The sequence below is a fragment of the Burkholderia sp. AU16741 genome, assembly GCF_002223345.1.
In the GTDB taxonomy this organism is placed as follows: Bacteria; Pseudomonadota; Gammaproteobacteria; order Burkholderiales; family Burkholderiaceae; genus Burkholderia; species Burkholderia sola.
Window position 1 is genome coordinate 93,396 of the sequence record NZ_NKEZ01000005.1, and the last position, 20,689, is coordinate 114,084.

Consider the following 20,689-nt stretch of genomic DNA (forward strand, 5'->3'; position numbering starts at 1 on the left):
GTCAGGCGAGCGACTGGCCCGTGATGCGCTCGAGCGCTTCCTGGTACTTCGCGGCCGTCTTCTCGACGACGTCGGCCGGCAGCGCCGGCGCCGGCGCGGTCTTGCCCCACGGCTGCGCCTCGAGCCAGTCGCGCACGAACTGCTTGTCGAACGACGGCGGGTTCGTGCCCACTTCGTACTGGTCGGCCGGCCAGAAGCGCGACGAATCGGCGGTCAGCACTTCGTCCATCAGGTACAGCTTGCCGTGGTTGTCGAGGCCGAATTCGAACTTCGTGTCGGCGATGATGATGCCGCGCGTCGCCGCGTAGTCGGCCGCTTCCTTGTACAGGCGGATCGAGATGTCGCGGATCGTCGCGGCCAGCTCGGTGCCGATGCGGCGTTCGGTTTCCTCGAACGTGATGTTCTCGTCGTGCTCGCCCATCTCGGCCTTCGCGGCCGGCGTGAAGATCGGCTCGGGCAGCTTCTGCGCGTTCTGCAGGCCTGCCGGCAATTGCACGCCGCACACGGCGCCCGAAGCCTGGTATTCCTTCCAGCCGCTGCCGGCCAGGTAGCCGCGCACGACCGCTTCGATCATGATCGGCTCGAGGCGCTTGACGACCACGCCGCGGCCCTTCACCTGTTCGACCTCGTCGGCCGCGACGACCGCTTCCGGCGCGTCGCCCGTCAGGTGGTTCGGCACGATGTGCGCGAGCTTGTCGAACCAGAAGTTCGCCATCTGGTTCAGCACGCGGCCCTTGTTCGGAATCGGCTCGCCCATCACCACGTCGAAGGCCGACAGGCGATCGGTCGTGACGATCAGGAGCTTGTCGTTGCCGACCGCGTAGTTATCGCGAACCTTGCCGCGACCGAGGAGCGGCAGCGAGCGGAGCGTGGATTCGTAAAGGGTAGACATCGTCTTTTCGCAGATAAGGAGCCAAACAAAAAGGGAAACGCCGTTCCCCGCGGCAGGCGGGAACGGCGGTCTTGCAATACGTCGGCGAACCGGCGGGCGCAACGCCCGGCGGCTGCCGGCCGGCCCTCGTTCGGCCGGACGGAACGGCTGCCGGGGCCGGATCGGATCCGGCCACCCGGGCGGCCAGCCCGTGCCCGGCGGCAGAACCGGGCGGGGCAATCGTACTACAGTCTCAGCGCACGACCTGCGCGAGCGCGCCCGACTTGTACTGCTCGGCGATCTTGTCGAGCGACACCGGCTTGATCTTGCCGGCCTGCCCTTCGCAGCCGAACGCGAGGTAACGGTCGACGCACACCTTCTTCGCGGCTTCGCGCGCGGGCTTCAGGTAGTCGCGCGGATCGAACTTGCCCGGGTTCTCGAACAGGTAGCGGCGGATCGCGCCGGTGATCGCGAGACGCAGGTCGGTGTCGATGTTGATCTTGCGCACGCCGTGCTTGATGCCTTCCTGGATTTCCTCGACCGGCACGCCGTAGGTTTCCTTCATGTCGCCGCCGAATTCGCGGATCTCGGCCAGCAGTTCCTGCGGCACCGACGACGAACCGTGCATCACCAGGTGCGTGTTCGGAATGCGCGCGTGGATTTCCTTGATGCGCTGGATCGACAGGATGTCGCCCGTCGGCTTCTTCGAGAACTTGTACGCGCCGTGCGACGTGCCGATCGCGATCGCGAGCGCGTCGCACTGCGTGAGCTTCACGAAGTCGGCGGCCTGCTCCGGATCGGTCAGCAGCTGCTCGCGAGTCATCGTGCCTTCCGCGCCGTGGCCGTCTTCCTTGTCGCCCTTCATCGTCTCGAGCGAGCCGAGCACGCCGAGTTCGGCTTCGACCGTCACGCCGATCGAGTGCGCCATCTCGACGACCTTGCGCGACACGTCGACGTTGTACTCGTACGACGCGACCGTCTTGCCGTCGGCTTCGAGCGAACCGTCCATCATCACGCTCGTGAAGCCGCTGCGGATCGCCGCCGTGCAGACCGCCGGCGACTGGCCGTGATCCTGGTGCATCACGACCGGGATGTGCGGATACGATTCGACCGCCGCTTCGATCAGGTGGCGCAGGAACGGCTCGCCCGCATACTTACGCGCGCCGGCCGATGCCTGCATGATCACGGGCGCGCCGACCTGATCCGCCGCCGCCATGATCGCCTGGACCTGCTCCAGGTTGTTCACGTTGAAGGCCGGCAGGCCGTAACCGTGCTCTGCCGCGTGGTCCAGCAATTGACGCATTGATACGAGAGGCATTGTGGAACTCCTTGGAATGAAAACCGGTGCGCCCTGACGCCGGCGCGGCGCTCGCTCCCCTCTGAACCGGGACGGCGCGGCGCGGCTGAGCGTCGAATAGCCGCATTTTATCGCGAAGCGCCTCCGATTCCGACCGCCCGGTGGCGCCCGCTCGCAATTTGTTACGTTCGCACGGCACAATCGGGCCAAAAAGGAGAAAAAAAGCCGCGCGGGGCTTCGGACCCCGCGCGGCTTTGCGCAAAAAACGGTGCCGGATCGATGTCGACCGACCCGGGCTGCCGGCCCGCGGGCCGGCTCGATGCGGCTCAGCGGGCGCTCAATAGTGCTCGCCCACGCGCACGATCTTCAGCGTGTTGGTGCCGCCCGCCTGCCCCATCGGCTCGCCGACGGTCAGCACGACCATGTCGCCGTGCTGCACGTAGCCCTGCTTGACGACGATTTCGAGCGCCGCCTGCAGTGCCGAATCGCGGTCGCTGTTGAAGTCGACGTGCAGCGGCGTCACGTTGCGGTACAGCGCCATCGTGCGCTCGCTGCCGACGCGCGGCGTCAGCGCGAAGATCGGCACGTGCGTGTAGTGACGCGACATCCACAGCGCGGTCGCGCCCGATTCGGTCAGCGCGATGATCGCCTTCGCGCCCAGGTGATAGGCGGTGAACAGCGCGCCCATCGCGATCGACTGGTCGATCCGCGTGAACGTGCGATCGAGGAAATCCTTGTCCAGCTCGACTTCTTCCGACTTTTCCGCCTCGACGCACACGGCCGCCATCGTCTCGATCGTGACGACCGGATACTTGCCGGCGGCCGTCTCGGCCGACAGCATCACCGCGTCGGTGCCGTCGAGCACCGCGTTCGCGACGTCCGACACTTCCGCGCGGGTCGGCACGGGCGCGTAGATCATCGATTCCATCATCTGCGTCGCGGTGATCACGAGCTTGTTCGACTCGCGCGCCATCCGGATCATCCGCTTCTGCAGCGCCGGCACGGCCGCGTTGCCCACTTCCACCGCGAGGTCGCCGCGCGCGACCATGATGCCGTCGGACGCGTCGAGGATGCTCTGCAGCGCCGGAATCGCCTCCGCGCGCTCGATCTTTGCGATCATCTTCGGCTTGATGCCGTACGGCGCGCCCGCGATGTTCGCGAGCTGACGCGCCATTTCCATGTCGGTCGCGTTCTTCGGGAACGACACCGCGACGAGATCCGCGCCGAGCGACATCGCGGTGCGGATGTCCTCCATGTCCTTCGCGGTTAGCGCCGGCGCCGACAGGCCACCGCCCTGGCGGTTGATCCCCTTGTTGTTCGACAGCTCGCCGCCCACCTTGACGATCGTGTGGATCTCGTCGCCGAGCACGCGCTCGACGGTCAGCACGATCAGGCCGTCGTTCAGCAGCAGCAGGTCGCCCGGCTTCAGGTCGCGCGGCAGTTCCTTGTAGTCGAGGCCGACGCGCTCGTCGTTGCCGAGTTCGCAGCCCGCATCGAGGATGAACGGCTGCCCCGGCACGAGCGTCGTCTTGCCGTTCTCGAACTTGCCGACGCGGATCTTCGGGCCCTGGAGGTCGGCCATGATCGCGATCTCGCGGCCGACCTTGCGGGCGGCCTCGCGCACCATCTCGGCGCGCTGGCGGTGATCGTCGGCCGTGCCGTGCGAAAAATTGAGCCGCACGACGTCGAGGCCCGCCTGCATCATCTGCAGCAGAATCTCCGGCGAACTGGATGCCGGGCCGATCGTGGCGACTATCTTGGTGGCGCGCTGCATGAAACTCCTCATCTGGATCAAGGTGGATGCGCTGGGTGAAACGCTGCGAGAGCCGGAAGCGGCAGGCCCAGCGGCCGCCGTTCCGGGGAGCGTGCCGGTGCTGGCGCCCGGCATCGCTTTGTTCTGAATCTCGTGGTGCTGCACGGCCGCGTCGCCGGCGGCCGCCGGTGCGCGCGGGGCGGTGTTCGCCCGCGCGGGCGCGCGTGTGCGCTTGCCCGCGCCGGCCGGCTGCTCCGCTTTCGCGGAGCGCGCGGCCTTCGTCACCCCTGCGCGCGCCGCCACGCTCAGGCCGCCCGCGTTTCGAGCACTTCCACCGCCGGCAGCTTCTTCCCTTCGAGGAACTCGAGGAAGGCGCCGCCGCCCGTCGAGATGTAGCTGACCCGGTCGTGGATGCCGTACTTCGCGATGGCCGCGAGCGTGTCGCCGCCGCCCGCGATCGAGAACGCGGACGATTTGGCGATCGCTTCGGCGAGCGTCTTGGTGCCGTTGCCGAACTGGTCGAATTCGAACACGCCGACCGGGCCGTTCCACACGATCGTGCCGGCCTTCTCGAGCTGGCTCGCGAGCGCGCGGGCCGTATCGGGGCCGATGTCGAGGATCATGTCGTCCGCTTCGATGTCGGCGACCTGCTTCACCGTGGCCGCGGCCGTCGGCGAGAATTCCTTGGCGGTGACGACGTCGGTCGGGATCGGCACCGATGCGCCGCGCTCGCGCGCTTCGTCGATGATCGCCTTCGCTTCCGCGACGAGATCGGCTTCCGCGAGCGACTTGCCGATCGACAGGCCGGCCGCGAGCATGAACGTGTTCGCGATGCCGCCGCCGACGATCAGCTGGTCGACCTTGCCGGCCAGCGACTTCAGGATGGTCAGCTTGGTCGACACCTTCGAGCCGGCGACGATCGCCACCAGCGGGCGCGCCGGATTGCCGAGCGCCTTGCCGAGCGCGTCGAGTTCGGCGGCCAGCAGCGGGCCCGCGCACGCGACGGGCGCGTACTTCGCGATCCCGTGGGTGGTCGCTTCCGCGCGGTGCGCGGTGCCGAACGCGTCGTTCACGTACACGTCGCAGAGCTTCGCCATCTTCTGCGCGAGCTCGTCCGAATTCTTCTTTTCGCCCTTGTTCACGCGGCAGTTCTCGAGCAGCACGACCTGGCCCGGCGCGACGTTCACGCCGTTCTCGACCCAGTTCGACACGAGCGGCACGTCGCGGCCGAGCAGTTCGGCGAGACGCCTCGCGACCGGCGCGAGCGAGTCTTCCGGCTTGAATTCGCCTTCGGTCGGACGGCCGAGGTGCGACGTGACCATCACGGCCGCGCCGGCGTCGAGCGCGGCCTGGATGGCCGGCACGGACGCACGCACGCGCGTGTCCTCGGTGATGTTGCCCTGGTCGTCCTGCGGGACGTTCAGGTCGGCGCGGATGAACACCCGCTTGCCGGCGAGCTGGCCGGCGGCGATCAGGTCGGTAAGACGCTTGATTTGGCTCATGTTGAACAGATTGAAGTAGTGGATGGGGAAAGGGGGTTCACGCTGGACGTGCGCGGGCTGCCGCGAAAGGGCGCCGGATGCGGCCGTGGCTGGCGGTTCGCAAGACGCGCACGGGTAAAAAATCTCGAACGGGCATTCTAGCCGATCCACCCGGCAGACTGACCCGTGCGGCGGCGAATTCCGCCTATTTGGGATCGCGCGCCGGAACGGCCGGATTGCCGCAGCGCAGCAAGGCGCGCGCGCAGCCGGGCGGCCCTGCCCGGGGCCGGAACGGCGGCGCCTCAGAAAATCAGGCGCAGCGCGGTGAACACGAGCATGCCGACGACGATCGTGCCGAGCATGCTGCGCCGCCACAAAAACCAGCCGAGGCCGGCGAGCGCCGCGTAGAACGGGTGGTTCGACAGCGCGAACGACAGCCCGGCCGGCGTTTCGAGCACGTCGGGCAGCACGACGGCGACCAGCGCGGCGGCCGGCGCGTAGCGCAGCGCGCGCTGTGCGCGTTCGGGCAGCACGGTGCGCTCGCCGCCGATCAGGAACAGCGCGCGCGTGACGGCCGTGACGATCGTCATCCCGACGATGACGATCCAGATCTCGGTCGCGCTCATTCGATGTCCTTTTCGTGCACGGTCTCGGTCCGGATGCGCCGCCAGTCGGCGCGCTCGACGAAGAAATCGGCCGCGCAGCCGGCCGCGAGCGCGGCGAACACCGCGATCGGCAGCGCGAGCCGGTACGGCAGGTCGAACGCGATCAGCGACACGATGCCCGCGACCGCGACGGCCGCGAGCGTCGAGCGGTTCGCGACCGCCGACACCATGATCGGGATCAGCGCGAGCGTGCCGGCCAGCTCGAGCCCCCAGCTCGCGGGAAAGATGCTCGCGAGCAGGATGCCGGCGAGCGACGACACCTGCCACGACGCCCAGCTCGCGAGCGCCATCCCCCAGAAATACGCTTCCTTGCCCGGCACGCGGCCGTAAGCGAAGCCCTGTTTCTGGAATAGCAGATAGATCACGTCGCCGTTGAAATAGCCGATCGCGAGGCGCCGCCACAGCGGCAGGTAGGAAAAATGGGGCGCAAGCCCCGCGCTGAAGATCACGAAGCGCAGGTTGACCATCGCGGCCGTAAGCAGGACCGTCCAGATCGGCAGTTTCGCCGCGAGGAGCGGCAGCACCGCGAGCTGCGACGAGCCCGCGTAGACGAACAGCGACATCGCGCTCGCCTGCCCGAGCGTCATCACGGACTTGCTCATCGCGACGCCGGTGACGAGCCCCCAGGACAGGATCGCCATCAATGTCGGGGAATAGTCGCGCGCGCCCTGGATCAGCGCGAAGCGGTCGGTGGCGGACAATCGAGCGAGCATCGGAAAGCGGGCCGCAGCGGGCGGTTCGTCGGGACGCCGGCGCCTCCTGCCGGTGCGACCCATCGTTATTGGAATCGGTACCGGACGATTATAGCGCCGGCCCCGTGGCGCCCGACCGGATCGCCCCCAAATGACGCTAAAATAAGCGTCTTTCCGGTTCAACGCTGCACACCACCCGCAGCACCTCACCGCTTCCAGGAGAATCCTATGTCAATGGCCGACCGCGACGGCAAGATCTGGATGGACGGCAAGCTGATCGACTGGCGCGACGCCAAGATCCACGTCCTGACCCACACGCTGCACTACGGCATGGGCGTCTTCGAGGGCGTGCGCGCGTACCGGACGGCCGACGGCGGCACCGCGATCTTCCGCCTGCGCGAGCACACCAAACGTCTGCTGAATTCGGCGAAGATCTTCCAGATGGACGTGCCGTTCGATCGCGAAACGCTCGAAGCCGCGCAACTCGCGGTCGTGCGCGAGAACCACCTCGAATCGTGCTACCTGCGCCCGATCATCTGGGTCGGCTCGGAAAAGCTCGGCGTGGCCGCGAAGGGCAATACCGTCCACGTCGCGATCGCCGCGTGGCCGTGGGGCGCGTATCTCGGCGAGGACGGCCTCGCGAAGGGCATCCGCGTGAAGACGTCGTCGTTCACGCGCCACCACGTGAACGTGTCGATGGTGCGCGCGAAGGCGTCGGGCTGGTACGTGAACTCGATCCTCGCGAACCAGGAAGCGACGGCCGACGGCTACGACGAAGCGCTGCTGCTCGACGTCGACGGCTACGTGTCGGAAGGCTCCGGCGAGAACTTCTTCCTCGTGAACAACGGCAAGCTGTACACGCCCGACCTGTCGTCGTGCCTCGACGGCATCACGCGCGACACGGTCATCACGCTCGCGAAGGACGCCGGCATCGAAGTCATCGAGAAGCGCATCACGCGCGACGAGGTCTACACGGCCGACGAAGCGTTCTTCACCGGCACGGCCGCCGAAGTCACGCCGATCCGCGAGCTCGACAACCGCACGATCGGCAGCGGCGCGCGCGGCCCCGTCACGGAAAAGCTCCAGTCGGCGTTTTTCGATATCGTGTCGGGCAAGAACGCGAAGTACGCGCACTGGCTGACGAAGGTCTGAGCGCGCCGCGCCACCGACCGCCCCACACAAGAGTGATAAGAGAAAGTCTCATGAGCGAAATCAAGGAAATGCCGCTGGTCGAGCTGACGGCCAAGGATCTTCCCGCCTACTGCCCGAACCCGGCCATGACGCGCTGGAATGCGCACCCGCGCGTCTTCATCGACGTATCGCACGGCGAGGCGCGCTGCCCGTATTGCGGCACGCGCTACAAGCTGCGCGACGGCGAGGTCGTCAAGGGCCACTGAGCCCGGCGGCCGGGCCCGAGGGCCTGCCGACCCGCAAGGCGGCGCAGCCGGAAATCCCGGCGCGCCGCCCTTCCCCATTCTGGCAACCCGAACGCGGCGCCCGTGCGCCGTGCTTCATTACGACATCGGAAGTCGACCTGATGCGTCGAGCGCTGGTTATCGCACCGAACTGGATCGGTGACGCATTGATGGCGCAGCCGCTTTTTGCGCTGCTGAAAAAGCTCCATCCCCGCATCGCGATCGATGCCGTCGCACCCTCGTGGGTCGCGCCCGTGCTCGAACGGATGCCCGAGATCCACGATGTCTACGCGACCGATCTCGCGCACGGCAAGCTGCAGCTGCTGCGCCGCTGGCAGCTTGCGAGCGACCTGCGCGACGTCGGCTACGACGCGGCGTACGTGCTGCCGAATTCGCTGAAATCCGCGGTGATCCCGTGGCTCGCGAACGTCCCGCTGCGCATCGGCTATACGGGCGAGCACCGCTACGGGCTGCTGAACGTGCGGCACGCGAACCCCGACAAGTCGGGCGAGCGGCCGCCGATGACGACCCACTACGCGGCGCTCGCGTACGCACCGGGCGCGAAGCTGCCCGAGTCGATGAAAACCCTGCCCGCGCCGCGCCTGGACGCCGACCTGAACGAGACGGCGCGCGTATCCGCACGTTTCAATCTCGATACGCGCAAGCCGCTCGTCGTGTTCTGCCCCGGCGCCGAATACGGCCCGGCCAAGCGCTGGCCGCCCGAGCACTTCGCGTCGCTCGCGACCATCGTCCATCAGTCGTTCCCGTATACGCAGATCGTCGCGCTCGGCTCGCCGAAGGATTCGGCCGCCGCGCAGGCGATCGCCGACCACGCGCCGAACGTGCGCAACCTGTGCGGGCAGACGTCGTTGTCCGAGGCATGTGCGCTGATCGCGCGCGCGAACGCGGTCGTCACCAACGATTCGGGGCTGATGCACGTCGCAGCCGCGTTGCGCCGCCCGCTCGTCGCGTTGTACGGATCGACCGATCCGCGCCACACCCCTCCGCTGTCGGACCTGGCGAAGGTACAATGGTTACATCTCGAATGCAGTCCCTGCTTCGAACGCGAGTGCCCGCTCGGCCACCTGAAGTGCCTGCGCGAACTCGGTCCCGAGCAGGTATTCGGCGATTTGCGCGGCATGCTCGTCGGGCAGCGCTGACCCTGACCGGCAGCGTCGCACGGCGCGCCGGGCAATCCGATTCACCGGTGTACGGCGGCTCCACCCGGGCCGCCGTGCTGAATACGGCGCGCGATGCGCGCGAGAGACAACCCCGATGCCACGTTTTGCCCGCCTGTTCGAAGCTGCTGCCGATACGCTGAACGCCTACTACCAGGCCGTCGCGGATGCCAATCTCGACGCGCTGCTGGCGCTGTGGATCGACGAGGATTTCGCCAGCTGCGTCTGGGCGGACGGCGAGCATCTGCACGGCCTCGACCAGATCCGCAGCGGCCTCGCCAACCGGCTCGCGACGCGCCCGGTCACGATCGAGCCGCTCGACATCCGGGTGTACGACAGCCTCGGCACGGTCGTCTATACGATCGCCGAAGCGCATCAGCAGGCCGACCTGACGGCCGAACCCGACATGGTTTTCGCGACGTACGTGATGATCCACGAACGCGGCGAGTGGCGCATCGCGCACATCCACGCGAGCCCGATTCCTGAACAAGCGGCCGGACAATTCGCCGCGAAGATCCGTCACGGGCAGGGTCCGCTGCACTGACGAAAAACGAAGCAACGCATTAGCGGGGCGATCATGAGTACGGCTTCTCCGCCCACCTCGCCGCTGACTGGGGCCCCGGCCCCCGACGACGATTCATTGCGCTATCGCGCACCGCGCTGGCTGCCCAACAGCCATGTGCAAACCATCGTGCCCGCGCTGTTCGCGCGGCGTCCGGTCGTCGCTTATCGGCGAGAGCGATGGGAAACGCCCGACCACGACTTCATCGACCTCGACTGGGTCGCGCACCTCGACAGCGCGGCGCCGGCGCCCGACGCGCCGCTGTTCGTGCTGTTCCACGGCCTCGAAGGCAGCTCCGGCTCGCACTACGCGCTCGCGATGATGGCCACCGCGCGCGCGAACGGGTGGCACGCCGTCGTCCCGCACTTCCGCAGTTGCAGCGGCGAGATCAACCGCCAGCCGCGCTTCTACCATCTCGCCGACAGCGCCGAGGTCGACTGGATCCTGCGCCGGCTCGCCGCGCAGCATCGCGGGCCGCTGGTCGCGGCCGGCGTGTCGCTCGGCGGCAACGTGCTGCTGCGCTGGCTCGGCGAGCATCGCAGCGACACGTCGATCGTGCGCGCCGCGGCCGCGATCTCGACGCCGATCGACGTGCACGCCGGCGGCCGCGCGCTGTCGCAGGGGTTCGCGATGGTCTACACGCGCAGCTTCCTGAAGACGCTCAAGCGCAAGGCGCTCGCGAAGCTCGACCAGTATCCGGGGCTGTTCGACCGCGAAGCGATGCTGCAGGCCGTGACGATGCGCGACTTCGACGAGGTCGTGACCGCGCCGCTGCACGGTTTCGCGAACGCGGACGACTACTGGACGAAGGCGACCACGCGGCCGCTGCTGCCCGCGATCGACGTGCCGACGCTGATCCTCAACGCCCGCAACGACCCGTTCCTGCCCGAATCGGCGCTGCCGGGCCCGGCCGACGTGTCGCCGTCCGTCGAGCTCGACCAGCCCGCGCACGGCGGCCACGCGGGCTTCATGACCGGGCCGTTCCCCGGCCGCGTCGACTGGCTGTCGGCGCGGGTGTTCGGCTATTGCTCGAAATTCGTCGACCATGGATGACATCGTCAGGCAGGCGCTCGCCAAATGGCCGAACGTGCCGCATTGCACCGGCTGGCTGCTGCTCGACCGGCGCGGCACCTGGCGGCTGCGCGACGACGCCGCGCAGGCGGCCGGCGAGCTCGGCTCGCCGATCCGGCACGCGGCGCTGAACGCGTTCATCGGCCGCAACTACGCATGCGACGCGCAGGGCCAGTGGTTCTTCCAGAACGGGCCGCAGCGCGTGTACGTCGAACTCGCCTATACGCCGTGGGTCGTGCGGCTCGCCGAGCATGACGGGCAGCTTGCGCTCACCGACCAGACGGGCGCCCCGTTCGAACCGGATGCCGCCTGGCTCGACGACGGCGGCGGCGTGCTGTTTCGCGATGGCGGCACACCCGCGCGCATCGCGGCGCTGCACGATCACGACCTCGGGCTGTTCGCCGATCACGCGGATTTCGATGCCGAGCCGCCGGTGCTGCGCTGGCGCGATGGCCGTACGCTGCCGCTCGGCAGCATCGCGTGCGCCGACGTACCGGCGCGGTTCGGCTACGTCGCCAGCCCGGCGTGCCTCGCGCGCGACGCGGCCGACAGCGGCGAGTGAGCCGCGGCGAGGCCGGCCGCGTTCGCCGCGCGGCCGCCGCTACCCGCGGCCGTTCTTCTCGTCGTCGCGCTCTTCCTTGTAGCGCGCCTCGAATTCCAGCAGCCGCGCGCCGATGATCGACTGCTCGTAGAACGACACGTCCTTCGCGTCGCGCGCTTCCTTCAGTTGCCGGATCGCCGACGGCCATGCGCCGTCGAGCGCCAGTTTCTCCGCCAGTGCCCGGCGCCGCGCGAGCACGTCGCCCTTGCCGTCGCTCGCCTTCGCGAGGTACTCCCACCAGTCCGGCTGTTCGGGGTCGGCCTTCGCCTGCGCCCGCGCGAGCGTCTGCGCTTCGCCGAAGCGGCGCGCGGCGATCAGCGCCTGCAGGTGCGCGACGATCGCCGCGTGCGACGCCGGCCAGCGCCGCTGCGCGAGCGCCGAAAGCGGTACCGCGTCGTCGGTCCGGCCCGCGCGGCGGGCGATGTCGGCGGCCAGCACGTCGAGGCTCGGCGAACTGGTCGCCGGATCGTCGTCGCGCCGCTCGCGCTCGTCGAACGCGCCGCGCGCCGATGCGAGCGCCTTGTCCGCCGCATCGTACTGGCCGAGCAGCGTGTTCGCGAGCGCGATGCCGTACCAGTTCGCCGCGACATTCGGCGCGGTGCGATCGTCGATCTCGAGCTGCATCCGGCGCGCCTCGGCCGAGATGTCGGTCGGCGCCCGGTTCTGCAGGACGCGCAGCCGTGCACGCACGAACCCGTATTCGGCGGACTGGCGCGGCTGCCGGTACGGCGCGCGGCGCGCACGATCCTCCATGTCGGCGATCCGCTCGCCGGTCAGCGGGTGCGTGCGCGCATAGGCGGGCACGCCCGCATCGCCCGTCGACGCGCGGTCGAGCCGCTCGAAGAAGCCCGGCATGCCATACGGGTCGTAGCCGGCTCCCGCGAGCAGCTGGAAGCCCACGCGATCGGCCTCGCGCTCGGCCGACCGCGAGAAGCGCAGCTGGTTGTCGACCGCGTATGCCTGCCCGCCCATCGCGATCGCGCTGCCGAGATCGCCGCTGCGCGCGAGCACGCCGGCCAGCACGCCGAGCAGCATCGTCGCGAGCGCCGTGTAGCCGCTCTTCTCGCTCGCGCCGATCATCCGGGCGATGTGCCGCTGCAGCACGTGGCCCATCTCGTGGCCGACCACCGACGCGAGTTCCGACTCCGTCTGCGTCGTGACGACCAGCCCGCTGTTGATCCCGATGAAGCCGCCCGGCATCGAGAACGCGTTGATCTGCGGATCGCGCACCGGGAACAGATCGAAGTCCGGCGTGTAGCCGCCGATGTAGCGCGCCGCCGCCGCGGCCGCGAGCCGCGCCGCCATCGCGTTCAGGTAGTCGCGCACGAGCCAGTCGTCGAGATAGTCGGGATCGCGCCGCACTTCGCGCATCACGCGTTCGCCGAGCCGGCGCTCGGCCCGTGGCGTCAGCGAGCCGCCGGAGCCGTCGCCGAGATCGGGCAGTTCCAGCGCACGCAGCGGCGCGCGCAGGCTCGCGACCGGCGCCGATGCACCGTCCGCGCCCGAGAACCGGCTCTCCGCGCCGCCGTACGTGCCGAATACGCCGGTCGCGATGCCGGACGGCACGGTGGAAATCGACGTCGCGCCGCCAACCGCCGGCTCGAGCGGCGGCGCGGAGGCGCTCTGCGCATGGCCGCCCGGCGGCAGCGCGAGCGCGGCCGACAGCGACACGGCAAGCAACTGTTTGACACGCATGGCAGGATGAAAACGACGCCGTCCCGCGCGAACGGCGCGCATCGCGGCGTTTGGTCTGAATATTCGGCTCATTGTACCGGCGCCGCGCGACTGTCCCGTGCCGCGCGCGCGTCATCTGCGCCTGCGGCAACGCGAACGCCGCTGCTATGATAGGCGCCCGCCGAGCCGTTGGATCGGTTCGTCGCGCCGGCATGGCGTTCAGTGCCCGGCCGATCGCGAAGCAGGATCGCGGGACGTGCGTGCGCACTCCGTTCCAATAGAGGAAGACATGTCAGGACTCACCCATTTCGATGCAGCCGGTCACGCCCACATGGTCGACGTCGGCGACAAGCAGGAAACCCGACGCATCGCGATCGCGCGCGGCACGATCCGGATGCTGCCGGCCACGTTCGCGCTGATCCGCGACGGCAAGGCCAAAAAAGGCGACGTGCTCGGCGTCGCGCGCATCGCGGCGATTCAGGGCGCGAAGCGCACGGCCGATCTCATTCCGCTGTGCCACCCGCTCGCGCTGACGCGCGTGGCCGTCGAGTTCGAACTCGACGACGCGCTGCCGGGAGTCCACTGCGTCGTGCAGGTCGAGACGTTCGGCCGCACCGGCGTCGAGATGGAAGCGCTGACGGCCGTGCAGGTCGGGCTGCTGACCGTCTACGACATGTGCAAGGCGGTCGATCGCGGGATGGTGATTACCGACGTGAGCGTCAGGGAGAAGCGCGGCGGGAAGTCGGGGGACTGGAAGGCGGAAGCGTAAGCGTAACCGTATTCCTTTATAAGCCTTTCGCTCTGCGACAAGCCGACGACCCTGGTCTCGCTATCGTCGAACGAAGTCACCCAAATCTGACGACGGGTATACGCTCGAGAAGCGGCAGTTCTGATCGTTCCAATGAGATTGCCGCGAGGCCCCGTCGCGATTCGGGTGCCGGCCCCGCGGCCGCGCCCATCGAGCGCACGCCCGCCCCATCACTGCCCGCGCCGCGGCTCGAACACGAACGGTTGCGTAAGCAGGAACGGATTCGCGGTCGCGCCAGTCTGCGCGCAGGTCGCATGGGTCATCGCGTCGACGGCCGCGCGATCGGCCGCCGCATTGCGGCTGCTCGTCGTCACGGTCACGTTCTGCGCTTCGCCGGACGTCGTCATCAGCGCGCGCACGAGCACGGTCGCCGGGCGCGTGAGCGGTTTCGCGCTATCCGGATAGACGGCGCGCGGGATATGGCAGGTCAGCTTGCTTTCCTGCGATGACGACAGCATCGCGCAGCCGGAAAACAGTACCGCGACGGCGGGCAGGATCAGGTAGGTCGAGCGAATGGCCATGGTCTAATATCGTTCTTCAGCACTGTTCTGGGCACACGCGTCGCGCCGGCAGCCTTTCGCCGGCGGCATCGCGTGTGTCGCACTGCGCCGCGGCCTTCGGATCGGCGCCCCGTTACGGCCGCGCGGCCGAGCGATGCTCGATCGCGATCCTGCTCGGCGGAATGCCCGGATAGCCGGGACATTCTCCGTATTCACATCGGCTACGCCCCGCGCCGGCGGCACGCGAGGGCTTTCGCGCATTGTGCACGCGCCGCCCGGTCAGCGGCGGCGATTTGACAATGGTTGACGCGAATCGTCACCCATTCGGCCGGAATCCACGCGATCCGCGACGTAATCGATACCCGACCGGATTGGCGCCATGCGCCGGGCCGTGTTGCTCCGGCGTCAGTCGTCGTCACCGCGGCCCGGTAGACGCCGGAGTGCCCCGTTCCGGCGCGCACGACACGCATCAATCCGAATCGTCGTCGTCCGAATCGTCGCCCTCGTCGGCCGGCGCTTCCCCGTACTTCGCGACGATCGCCGCCCTGAACGTCTTCAGCGCAGGCTCCTGGTCGCACAGCTTGTACAACGCGGCCAGCTGTTGCGGCCAGTCCTTCAATTCCTTCGCAAACACGTGCAGGCGCGCGACGGTATCGAGCGCATCGGCTTCGCGGCCGGCCAGCGCCTGCAGCACCGCATAGCGGCGCAGCACCGTCTCGCCGGGCAGCAGCGCGATCGCGCGCTCATGCGCGGCGAGCTTGAGCGGCAGGTTGTCCGGCGAAATGGTCAGCAGCGTCGCCGCACCGTAATCGCCCCACGCGCCGAACAGCAGCGACGGCGCATCGCGGTACTGCGCGGCCGGGTTGCTGCCGTAATACAGCACTTCCGCGCGCTGATAGTCGCGCAGCACGGGCACCGCCGCCAGCACGCCGCCGAACGACAACACCGCGAACAGCCCGAACGCCGCACGCCCCGGCAGGATACGCAGCGGCTTCACCTCGAGCAGCCCGATCACGAACATCGCCGGCAGCAGGAAGAACATGTATTGCTGCGGATACTCGACCAGCGCATGCATCAGCAGGATGCCGATCAGCGCGAAGCCGAACACGCGCATGCTCGACTGCGGCGCCCGCACCGCGCGCACGAACCACGTGACGAGCGTGACGGCGAGCACGCCGAGCCCGACGAGACCGGACTTCGCGAGCAGGTCGATGAAGATGTCGTGCGCGTTGTTCGCGATCTCGACGCCGCCGAGCGTGCGCACGAGCGCGAACTGGTGCGACGGGAATTCGCCCCAGCCGACCCCGAGCAGCGGATGTTCGCGGAACATCGCGAGCCCGTACTTCCACAGCGCGAGGCGCGGCGCGATCTGCCCGGCATCGCGCATCCGGTCGGCTGCCGACTCCGCGAGATTCAGGTGGTAGTGCACGTTGGCCCAGCGCACGGCGACGTTCACCGCGATGAACGCGACCGCGAGCACGACCGGTATCAGCCACGCACGCGCATTGCCCGGCGTGCGGCGCGATTCGACCCAGGCCATCCAGAAGCCCGCGACCACCATCACCGCGACTTGCAGCCACGGCCCGCGCGACACCGTCAGCGCAAGACCGACCGACAGCACGAGCGACAGCGTGAGCCATGCCCACACCGCGAGCCGGCGCGTCTGCACCAGATACAGCGCACCCGCGAGCGCGAAGGCGATGTAGCTGGCCAGGTGGTTCGCCTGCGCCATGTTGCCGTACGGGCGGCGATCGACCGCGATGTTGTATACCACGACGAATGGCGAGACGGCCGATTCCAGGTGGAATAGCTGCACGATCTGGGCGCCGACCGCGAATACGCCGCCCACGAGCAGCGCCCCGGCCATCATCCGCGACACGATTTCCGCCATCCCGTCGCGCGCAAGCGTATACCCGGCCTGCATCGCGACCAGCGCGGCGGCGAGATAGCCGACCGCCAGCCAGTTCATCGACGGCACCTTGAGCGGGATCAGCGCGACCTGCGCGATCAGCACCACCGCAAAACCAAGCGGCGCCGCGAACGCGGCCGGCGCGGCAAACGGCTGGGCGGGGCGGCCGGTGCGCGCGAGCAGCACGACGGACACGCCCACCAGCAGATACAGCACCAGCGCGGAAAACTCGGAATAGAAGGTCGGGATCGGATACGTATGATTCGTGATCGCGTACGGCACGATCAGGGCGACAGCCAGCGCAACGAGCGGCAACGAACGGGAAAAAGTAGAAGGCATGAGCGAACCGGGTGTCAGCAACCGGCGCACTATACAAAACTTTCCCTGCTCTGTGCGGGGCTGTCGCTCCGCGAGCCGGCGCGCAGCCGCAGCCCCGCCGGCCGAAGCGGCGGCCGGCAGGCCGCATGCGCCGCCCTCCTCCGGCTCCGCCAGCCTTATGCACGGCACTCCGCGGGCGCATATTTCGCGGGCAGCGTCGCGGCGTTACCGGGCAACGGCCCCGCGCCGGGCGCCGGCAGCGACGATGCGTCCTTCCCGGCGGCGAAACATTCCCACGCAATCGCGCCCGCTTGTATCGACCCCTTTTTGAGCGGCACGCGCGCGGTGGGCGCATCGGCCTTGTCGGGCGCGGACGGCACGAGCACCAGCGTATTTGTGCCGGCCGCGGCGACCCGGGCGGTGAACGCGACCGTGATCTGGCCGGTATTGGCGTCGATCGAAACCGATTCGACGTTGCGGGTCGAGGTGGGTGGACTATAGCCGCCGTCGAGGCTCGCGCCGCTCGCCGCATTGTCGGCGACCGCGAGCCGCGCCGACGACGCGAGCGCAAGCCCCTCGCCGACGCGCGACCGCGCGAGGTAATCCTGGTACGCGGGAATCGCATAGGCCGCGACGACGCCGACGATCGCGAGCACGATCATCAGTTCGATCAACGTGAAGCCGGCCAGCCGCCAGCGCGGCGACGGCCGGTTCGCGCGCCGCAGATCGGCGGCAACGCGACGGAACAGGGAAACGGAAAAGGCTTCGAACATGGCAGGCTCCGGAAACGAAAAACGCCTGCCGACAAAGGCAGGCGTCTCGATCGTAGCCAGCGGGCAGCGAAGCCGGCAGTCAGCCGGATGGCCAGTCAGTGCTGCGGCACGCCGCGGCGTTTCCTGAGCGCGTAACCGATCGCGACGACGAACAGTGCGCCGACGATGCTCGCGCCGTAGACCACTTCCGGCGTATCGAGCACCGGCCAGCGGTCGCCGACCGGGTCGTTCACGATCAGCCCACCCGCGATCCAGCCGAGCAGCCCGGCGCCGAGCGCCACGACGACCGGGAACCGGTCGAGCAGCTTCAGCACCAGCGTGCTGCCCCACACGATGATCGGCACGCTGACAATGAGCCCGAAGATCACGAGCGCGATCCGGTGCGACGGGTCGGCCTGCTCGGCCGCGCCGGCGATCGCGATCACGTTGTCGAGGCTCATGACCGCATCGGCGATCACGATCGTCTTCACGGCATCCCACAGCCGGTCGGCCGGCTTGATGTTGTCGTGCGCGTCGGCGGCCGGCGCCATCAGCTTGATGCCGATCCACAGCAGCAACAACCCGCCGCCGAGCTTCAGGAACGGCACGTCGAGCAGCGCGACCGCGAACGTGATCAGCGCGACGCGCAGCAGGATCGCCCCCGCGGTGCCCCAGACGACCCCGCGCAGCCGCTGGTTCGCCGGCAGGTTGCGGCACGCAAGCGCGATCACGACCGCGTTGTCGCCGCCGAGCAGGATATCGATGATGACGATCTGGAGAATGGCGCCCCAGTGCAGCGAGGTCAGGAATTCGAGCATGGCGGTGAGGAAAGGGCAGCGGCCGCCTCGCGGGCGACCCGGTTCATCGTCGGCACATGCAGCGCACATGCCCGGTGCTTACGAATTCATTGCGGGAGCATAACAAAAAACGCCGGCAAAGCCGGCGTTTTCTGCAGGACGGACCCGATGGAAATACTTACAGCGCCTTCTTCAGCAGACGGCCCATTTCCGACGGGTTGCGCGTGACGGTGATGCCGCACGCTTCCATGATTTCCAGCTTCGCTTCGGCCGTATCCGCACCGCCCGAGATCAGCGCGCCGGCGTGGCCCATGCGCTTGCCCGGAGGCGCCGTGACGCCCGCGATGAAGCCGACGACCGGCTTCTTCATGTTGTCCTTGATCCACTCGGCGGCGTTGGCTTCGTCCGGACCGCCGATTTCGCCGATCATCACGACCGCATCCGTATCCGGATCGTCGTTGAACATCTTCATCACGTCGATGTGCTTCAGACCGTTGATCGGGTCGCCGCCGATACCGACTGCCGACGACTGGCCGAGGCCGAGTGCCGTCAGCTGGGCAACCGCTTCATACGTCAGCGTGCCCGAACGCGACACGACGCCGATACGACCCTTGCGGTGGATGTGACCCGGCATGATGCCGATCTTCAGTTCGTCCGGCGTGATCGTGCCCGGGCAGTTCGGCCCGAGCAGCAGCGTCTTGCGGCCTTCGCGACGCATGCGGTCCTTCACTTCGATCATGTCGCGCACGGGAATGCCTTCCGTGATGCAGATCGCGAGATCCAGGTCGGCTTCGACCGCTTCCCAGATCGCAGCCGCCGCGCCTGCCGGCGGCACGTAGATGACCGACACGGTCGCGCCGGTTTCCGCCTTCGCTTCCTTGACGCTCGCGTAGATCGGAATGCCTTCGAAGTCTTCGCCGGCCTTCTTCGGGTTCACGCCCGCGACGAATGCTTCGCGGCCGTTTGCGTATTCACGGCAGGCGCGCGTATGGAACTGACCGGTTTTGCCGGTAATGCCCTGCGTGATGACCTTCGTGTCCTTGTTGATCAGAATCGACATGTATTTTGACCTCTGTTCGATGGGCGTCGCGTGCAAACCGCGCCGCCCTACGTGTTCATTAGCGCGTGCTTACTTGCCTGCGGCAGCCGCGACGACCTTCTGCGCAGCCTCTTCCATGCTGTCCGCCGAGATGATCGGCAGGCCCGAATCGGCCAGCATCTTCTTGCCGAGGTCCTCGTTCGTGCCCTTCATGCGCACGACGAGCGGCACGTTCAGGTTCACGGCCTTCGAACCGGCGATCACGCCTTCCGCGATCACGTCGCAGCGCATGATGCCGCCGAAGATGTTCACGAGAATCGCCTTCAGGTCCGGGTTCTTCAGCATCAGCTTGAACGCTTCCGTGACCTTCTCGGTCGTCGCGCCGCCGCCGACGTCCAGGAAGTTCGCCGGTTCGCCGCCGAACAGCTTGATGGTGTCCATCGTCGCCATCGCGAGGCCCGCGCCGTTCACGAGGCAGCCGATGTTGCCGTCGAGCGAGATGTACGCGAGGTCGAACTTCGACGCTTCGATTTCAGCCGGATCTTCCTCGTCCAGATCGCGGTACGCGACGATTTCCGGGTGACGGAACAGCGCGTTCGAGTCGAAGTTGAACTTCGCGTCGAGTGCGGTGACCTTGCCGTCGCCGGAGACGTTCAGCGGGTTGATTTCAGCCAGCGATGCGTCGGTTTCCCAGAATGCCTTGTACAGGCCTTGCAGGATCGCGCGCGCTTGCGGAATCGATGCGGCCGGCACGCCGATCTTCGCGGCGAGGTCGTCTGCCTGCGCGTCCAGCAGGCCCGTCGACGGCTCGACGATGACCTTGTGGATCAGTTCCGGGTGCTTTTCGGCGACTTCTTCGATGTCCATGCCGCCTTCGCTCGAACCCATCAGCACGATCTTCTGCGAGATGCGGTCGACGACAAGGCTGACGTACAGTTCCTGCTTGATGTCGGCGCCCTCTTCGATCATCAGGCGGTTGACCTTCTGGCCTTCCGGGCCGGTCTGGTGCGTGACGAGCTGCATGCCGAGGATCTGGTTCGCGTATTCGCGCACCTGCTCGATCGACTTCGCCACCTTCACGCCGCCGCCCTTGCCACGGCCACCCGCGTGAATCTGAGCCTTCACGACCCAAACCGGGCCGCCGAGCTCTTCCGCCACCTTGACGGCCTCGTCCACCGAGAACGCCGGCTTGCCGCGCGGTACCGCGACGCCGAATTTCCGCAGGATTTCCTTACCCTGGTACTCGTGAATCTTCATGCGTGATTCCCTTCAGTCTGAGAGTTGGATGAAATGTCGCTTAAGACGC

At 67.9% G+C, this 20,689-nt stretch carries 21 protein-coding genes; 8 read left to right on the forward strand and 13 right to left on the reverse strand.

Annotated features, from left to right (window positions below; genetic code table 11):
- Position 1 precedes the first annotated feature (1 nt).
- The 3 genes from CFB89_RS13670 to pyk all read right to left on the reverse strand — a co-directional run bounded on the left by CFB89_RS13670 (position 2) and on the right by pyk (position 3,942).
- The gene (locus CFB89_RS13670; protein ID WP_089468347.1) at positions 2-892 is read right to left on the reverse strand and encodes a phosphoribosylaminoimidazolesuccinocarboxamide synthase; all 891 of its coding nucleotides are present in this window, start codon (positions 890-892) and stop codon (positions 2-4) included.
- 232 nt (positions 893-1,124) lie between these two features.
- The gene (fba, locus tag CFB89_RS13675; RefSeq protein WP_006481730.1) at positions 1,125-2,189 is read right to left on the reverse strand and encodes a class II fructose-bisphosphate aldolase; all 1,065 of its coding nucleotides are present in this window, start codon (positions 2,187-2,189) and stop codon (positions 1,125-1,127) included.
- A gap of 316 nt (positions 2,190-2,505) precedes the next feature.
- A complete protein-coding gene (pyk, locus tag CFB89_RS13680; protein ID WP_050014704.1) occupies positions 2,506-3,942 on the reverse strand; it encodes a pyruvate kinase in 1,437 nt (478 codons plus the stop codon).
- On the opposite strand from pyk, the gene CFB89_RS35320 reads away from it, so the two are divergent.
- Complete coding sequence (locus CFB89_RS35320; protein ID WP_256979671.1) at positions 3,941-4,069, forward strand: hypothetical protein; 129 nt, start codon at positions 3,941-3,943, stop codon at positions 4,067-4,069. The two genes, pyk and CFB89_RS35320, sit on opposite strands and share 2 nt — an antisense overlap.
- 157 nt (positions 4,070-4,226) lie before the next feature.
- Here CFB89_RS35320 and CFB89_RS13685 read toward each other — a convergent pair whose 3' ends face one another.
- The 3 genes from CFB89_RS13685 to CFB89_RS13695 form a co-directional block, all read right to left on the reverse strand.
- Positions 4,227-5,423: a phosphoglycerate kinase gene (locus tag CFB89_RS13685; RefSeq protein WP_089468348.1), complete on the reverse strand. Its 1,197-nt coding sequence runs from the start codon at positions 5,421-5,423 to the stop codon at positions 4,227-4,229.
- 281 nt (positions 5,424-5,704) lie between these two features.
- A complete protein-coding gene (locus CFB89_RS13690; RefSeq protein WP_006477942.1) occupies positions 5,705-6,028 on the reverse strand; it encodes an AzlD domain-containing protein in 324 nt (107 codons plus the stop codon).
- Complete coding sequence (locus tag CFB89_RS13695) at positions 6,025-6,780, reverse strand: AzlC family ABC transporter permease (protein ID WP_089468349.1); 756 nt, start codon at positions 6,778-6,780, stop codon at positions 6,025-6,027. The genes CFB89_RS13690 and CFB89_RS13695 overlap by 4 nt, the downstream gene beginning before the upstream one ends.
- 207 nt (positions 6,781-6,987) lie before the next feature.
- Between CFB89_RS13695 and CFB89_RS13700 the strand changes: the two genes are divergently transcribed.
- From CFB89_RS13700 to CFB89_RS13725, 6 genes are all read left to right on the forward strand, one after another.
- Positions 6,988-7,911, forward strand: a complete 924-nt coding sequence (locus CFB89_RS13700) for a branched-chain amino acid transaminase (RefSeq protein ID WP_089468350.1) — start codon at positions 6,988-6,990, stop codon at positions 7,909-7,911.
- A gap of 50 nt (positions 7,912-7,961) precedes the next feature.
- Complete coding sequence (locus tag CFB89_RS13705; protein ID WP_006482499.1) at positions 7,962-8,156, forward strand: zinc-finger domain-containing protein; 195 nt, start codon at positions 7,962-7,964, stop codon at positions 8,154-8,156.
- 140 nt (positions 8,157-8,296) lie between these two features.
- Positions 8,297-9,334 (forward strand): lipopolysaccharide heptosyltransferase II, encoded by a 1,038-nt coding sequence (gene waaF / locus CFB89_RS13710; RefSeq protein ID WP_089468351.1) that lies wholly within the window; start codon positions 8,297-8,299, stop codon positions 9,332-9,334.
- Between the two features lie 115 nt (positions 9,335-9,449).
- A complete protein-coding gene (locus CFB89_RS13715; protein ID WP_034178922.1) occupies positions 9,450-9,896 on the forward strand; it encodes a nuclear transport factor 2 family protein in 447 nt (148 codons plus the stop codon).
- Between the two features lie 33 nt (positions 9,897-9,929).
- Positions 9,930-10,967 carry a hydrolase gene (locus CFB89_RS13720; protein WP_089468352.1) on the forward strand — a complete coding sequence of 346 codons (1,038 nt, stop codon included), beginning with the start codon at positions 9,930-9,932 and terminating at the stop codon, positions 10,965-10,967.
- Entirely contained in the window at positions 10,960-11,547 is a 588-nt protein-coding gene (locus CFB89_RS13725; protein WP_089468353.1) for a DUF2946 family protein, read from the forward strand. The genes CFB89_RS13720 and CFB89_RS13725 overlap by 8 nt, the downstream gene beginning before the upstream one ends.
- A 39-nt stretch (positions 11,548-11,586) precedes the next feature.
- Here the strand turns inward: CFB89_RS13725 and CFB89_RS13730 are convergent, their stop codons facing one another.
- Complete coding sequence (locus tag CFB89_RS13730) at positions 11,587-13,281, reverse strand: M48 family metalloprotease (protein WP_089468354.1); 1,695 nt, start codon at positions 13,279-13,281, stop codon at positions 11,587-11,589.
- A gap of 268 nt (positions 13,282-13,549) precedes the next feature.
- On the opposite strand from CFB89_RS13730, the gene moaC reads away from it, so the two are divergent.
- Complete coding sequence (gene moaC / locus CFB89_RS13735) at positions 13,550-14,029, forward strand: cyclic pyranopterin monophosphate synthase MoaC (protein ID WP_089468355.1); 480 nt, start codon at positions 13,550-13,552, stop codon at positions 14,027-14,029.
- Between the two features lie 209 nt (positions 14,030-14,238).
- On the opposite strand, the gene CFB89_RS13740 is transcribed toward moaC, so the two are convergent.
- The 6 genes from CFB89_RS13740 to sucC all read right to left on the reverse strand — a co-directional run bounded on the left by CFB89_RS13740 (position 14,239) and on the right by sucC (position 20,640).
- Positions 14,239-14,589, reverse strand: a complete 351-nt coding sequence (locus tag CFB89_RS13740; RefSeq protein WP_089468356.1) for a TonB family protein — start codon at positions 14,587-14,589, stop codon at positions 14,239-14,241.
- Positions 14,590-15,037: 448 nt separating this feature from the next.
- Positions 15,038-16,816, reverse strand: a complete 1,779-nt coding sequence (locus tag CFB89_RS13750) for a Wzy polymerase domain-containing protein (RefSeq protein WP_089468357.1) — start codon at positions 16,814-16,816, stop codon at positions 15,038-15,040.
- A 155-nt stretch (positions 16,817-16,971) separates the two neighbouring features.
- Positions 16,972-17,568: a pilin gene (locus CFB89_RS13755; protein ID WP_089468358.1), complete on the reverse strand. Its 597-nt coding sequence runs from the start codon at positions 17,566-17,568 to the stop codon at positions 16,972-16,974.
- Positions 17,569-17,663: 95 nt separating this feature from the next.
- Positions 17,664-18,365 carry a TerC family protein gene (locus CFB89_RS13760; RefSeq protein WP_089468359.1) on the reverse strand — a complete coding sequence of 234 codons (702 nt, stop codon included), beginning with the start codon at positions 18,363-18,365 and terminating at the stop codon, positions 17,664-17,666.
- Positions 18,366-18,522: 157 nt separating this feature from the next.
- Positions 18,523-19,404, reverse strand: a complete 882-nt coding sequence (sucD, locus tag CFB89_RS13765; protein WP_006477916.1) for a succinate--CoA ligase subunit alpha — start codon at positions 19,402-19,404, stop codon at positions 18,523-18,525.
- 69 nt (positions 19,405-19,473) lie between these two features.
- Positions 19,474-20,640, reverse strand: coding sequence for an ADP-forming succinate--CoA ligase subunit beta (sucC, locus tag CFB89_RS13770; protein ID WP_006477915.1), 1,167 nt, complete (start codon positions 20,638-20,640; stop codon positions 19,474-19,476).
- Positions 20,641-20,689 lie beyond the last annotated feature (49 nt).

Excerpts from the sequence above, each read along its gene's own strand:
- fba (WP_006481730.1), bottom strand. The coding sequence starts at position 2,189 with ATGCCTCTCGTATCAATGCGTCAATTGCTGGACCACGCGGCAGAGCAC.
- waaF (WP_089468351.1), top strand. The coding sequence starts at position 8,297 with ATGCGTCGAGCGCTGGTTATCGCACCGAACTGGATCGGTGACGCATTG.
- sucD (WP_006477916.1), bottom strand. The coding sequence starts at position 19,404 with ATGTCGATTCTGATCAACAAGGACACGAAGGTCATCACGCAGGGCATT.
- CFB89_RS13715 (WP_034178922.1), top strand. The coding sequence starts at position 9,450 with ATGCCACGTTTTGCCCGCCTGTTCGAAGCTGCTGCCGATACGCTGAAC.
- CFB89_RS13725 (WP_089468353.1), top strand. The coding sequence starts at position 10,960 with ATGGATGACATCGTCAGGCAGGCGCTCGCCAAATGGCCGAACGTGCCG.
- pyk (WP_050014704.1), bottom strand. The coding sequence starts at position 3,942 with ATGCAGCGCGCCACCAAGATAGTCGCCACGATCGGCCCGGCATCCAGT.
- CFB89_RS13730 (WP_089468354.1), bottom strand. The coding sequence starts at position 13,281 with ATGCGTGTCAAACAGTTGCTTGCCGTGTCGCTGTCGGCCGCGCTCGCG.
- CFB89_RS13750 (WP_089468357.1), bottom strand. The coding sequence starts at position 16,816 with ATGCCTTCTACTTTTTCCCGTTCGTTGCCGCTCGTTGCGCTGGCTGTC.
- CFB89_RS13740 (WP_089468356.1), bottom strand. The coding sequence starts at position 14,589 with ATGGCCATTCGCTCGACCTACCTGATCCTGCCCGCCGTCGCGGTACTG.
- CFB89_RS13690 (WP_006477942.1), bottom strand. The coding sequence starts at position 6,028 with ATGAGCGCGACCGAGATCTGGATCGTCATCGTCGGGATGACGATCGTC.
- CFB89_RS13760 (WP_089468359.1), bottom strand. The coding sequence starts at position 18,365 with ATGCTCGAATTCCTGACCTCGCTGCACTGGGGCGCCATTCTCCAGATC.
- moaC (WP_089468355.1), top strand. The coding sequence starts at position 13,550 with ATGTCAGGACTCACCCATTTCGATGCAGCCGGTCACGCCCACATGGTC.
- CFB89_RS13700 (WP_089468350.1), top strand. The coding sequence starts at position 6,988 with ATGTCAATGGCCGACCGCGACGGCAAGATCTGGATGGACGGCAAGCTG.
- CFB89_RS13720 (WP_089468352.1), top strand. The coding sequence starts at position 9,930 with ATGAGTACGGCTTCTCCGCCCACCTCGCCGCTGACTGGGGCCCCGGCC.
- CFB89_RS13695 (WP_089468349.1), bottom strand. The coding sequence starts at position 6,780 with ATGCTCGCTCGATTGTCCGCCACCGACCGCTTCGCGCTGATCCAGGGC.
- CFB89_RS13685 (WP_089468348.1), bottom strand. The coding sequence starts at position 5,423 with ATGAGCCAAATCAAGCGTCTTACCGACCTGATCGCCGCCGGCCAGCTC.
- sucC (WP_006477915.1), bottom strand. The coding sequence starts at position 20,640 with ATGAAGATTCACGAGTACCAGGGTAAGGAAATCCTGCGGAAATTCGGC.
- CFB89_RS13705 (WP_006482499.1), top strand. The coding sequence starts at position 7,962 with ATGAGCGAAATCAAGGAAATGCCGCTGGTCGAGCTGACGGCCAAGGAT.
- CFB89_RS13755 (WP_089468358.1), bottom strand. The coding sequence starts at position 17,568 with ATGTTCGAAGCCTTTTCCGTTTCCCTGTTCCGTCGCGTTGCCGCCGAT.
- CFB89_RS35320 (WP_256979671.1), top strand. The coding sequence starts at position 3,941 with ATGAAACTCCTCATCTGGATCAAGGTGGATGCGCTGGGTGAAACGCTG.
- CFB89_RS13670 (WP_089468347.1), bottom strand. The coding sequence starts at position 892 with ATGTCTACCCTTTACGAATCCACGCTCCGCTCGCTGCCGCTCCTCGGT.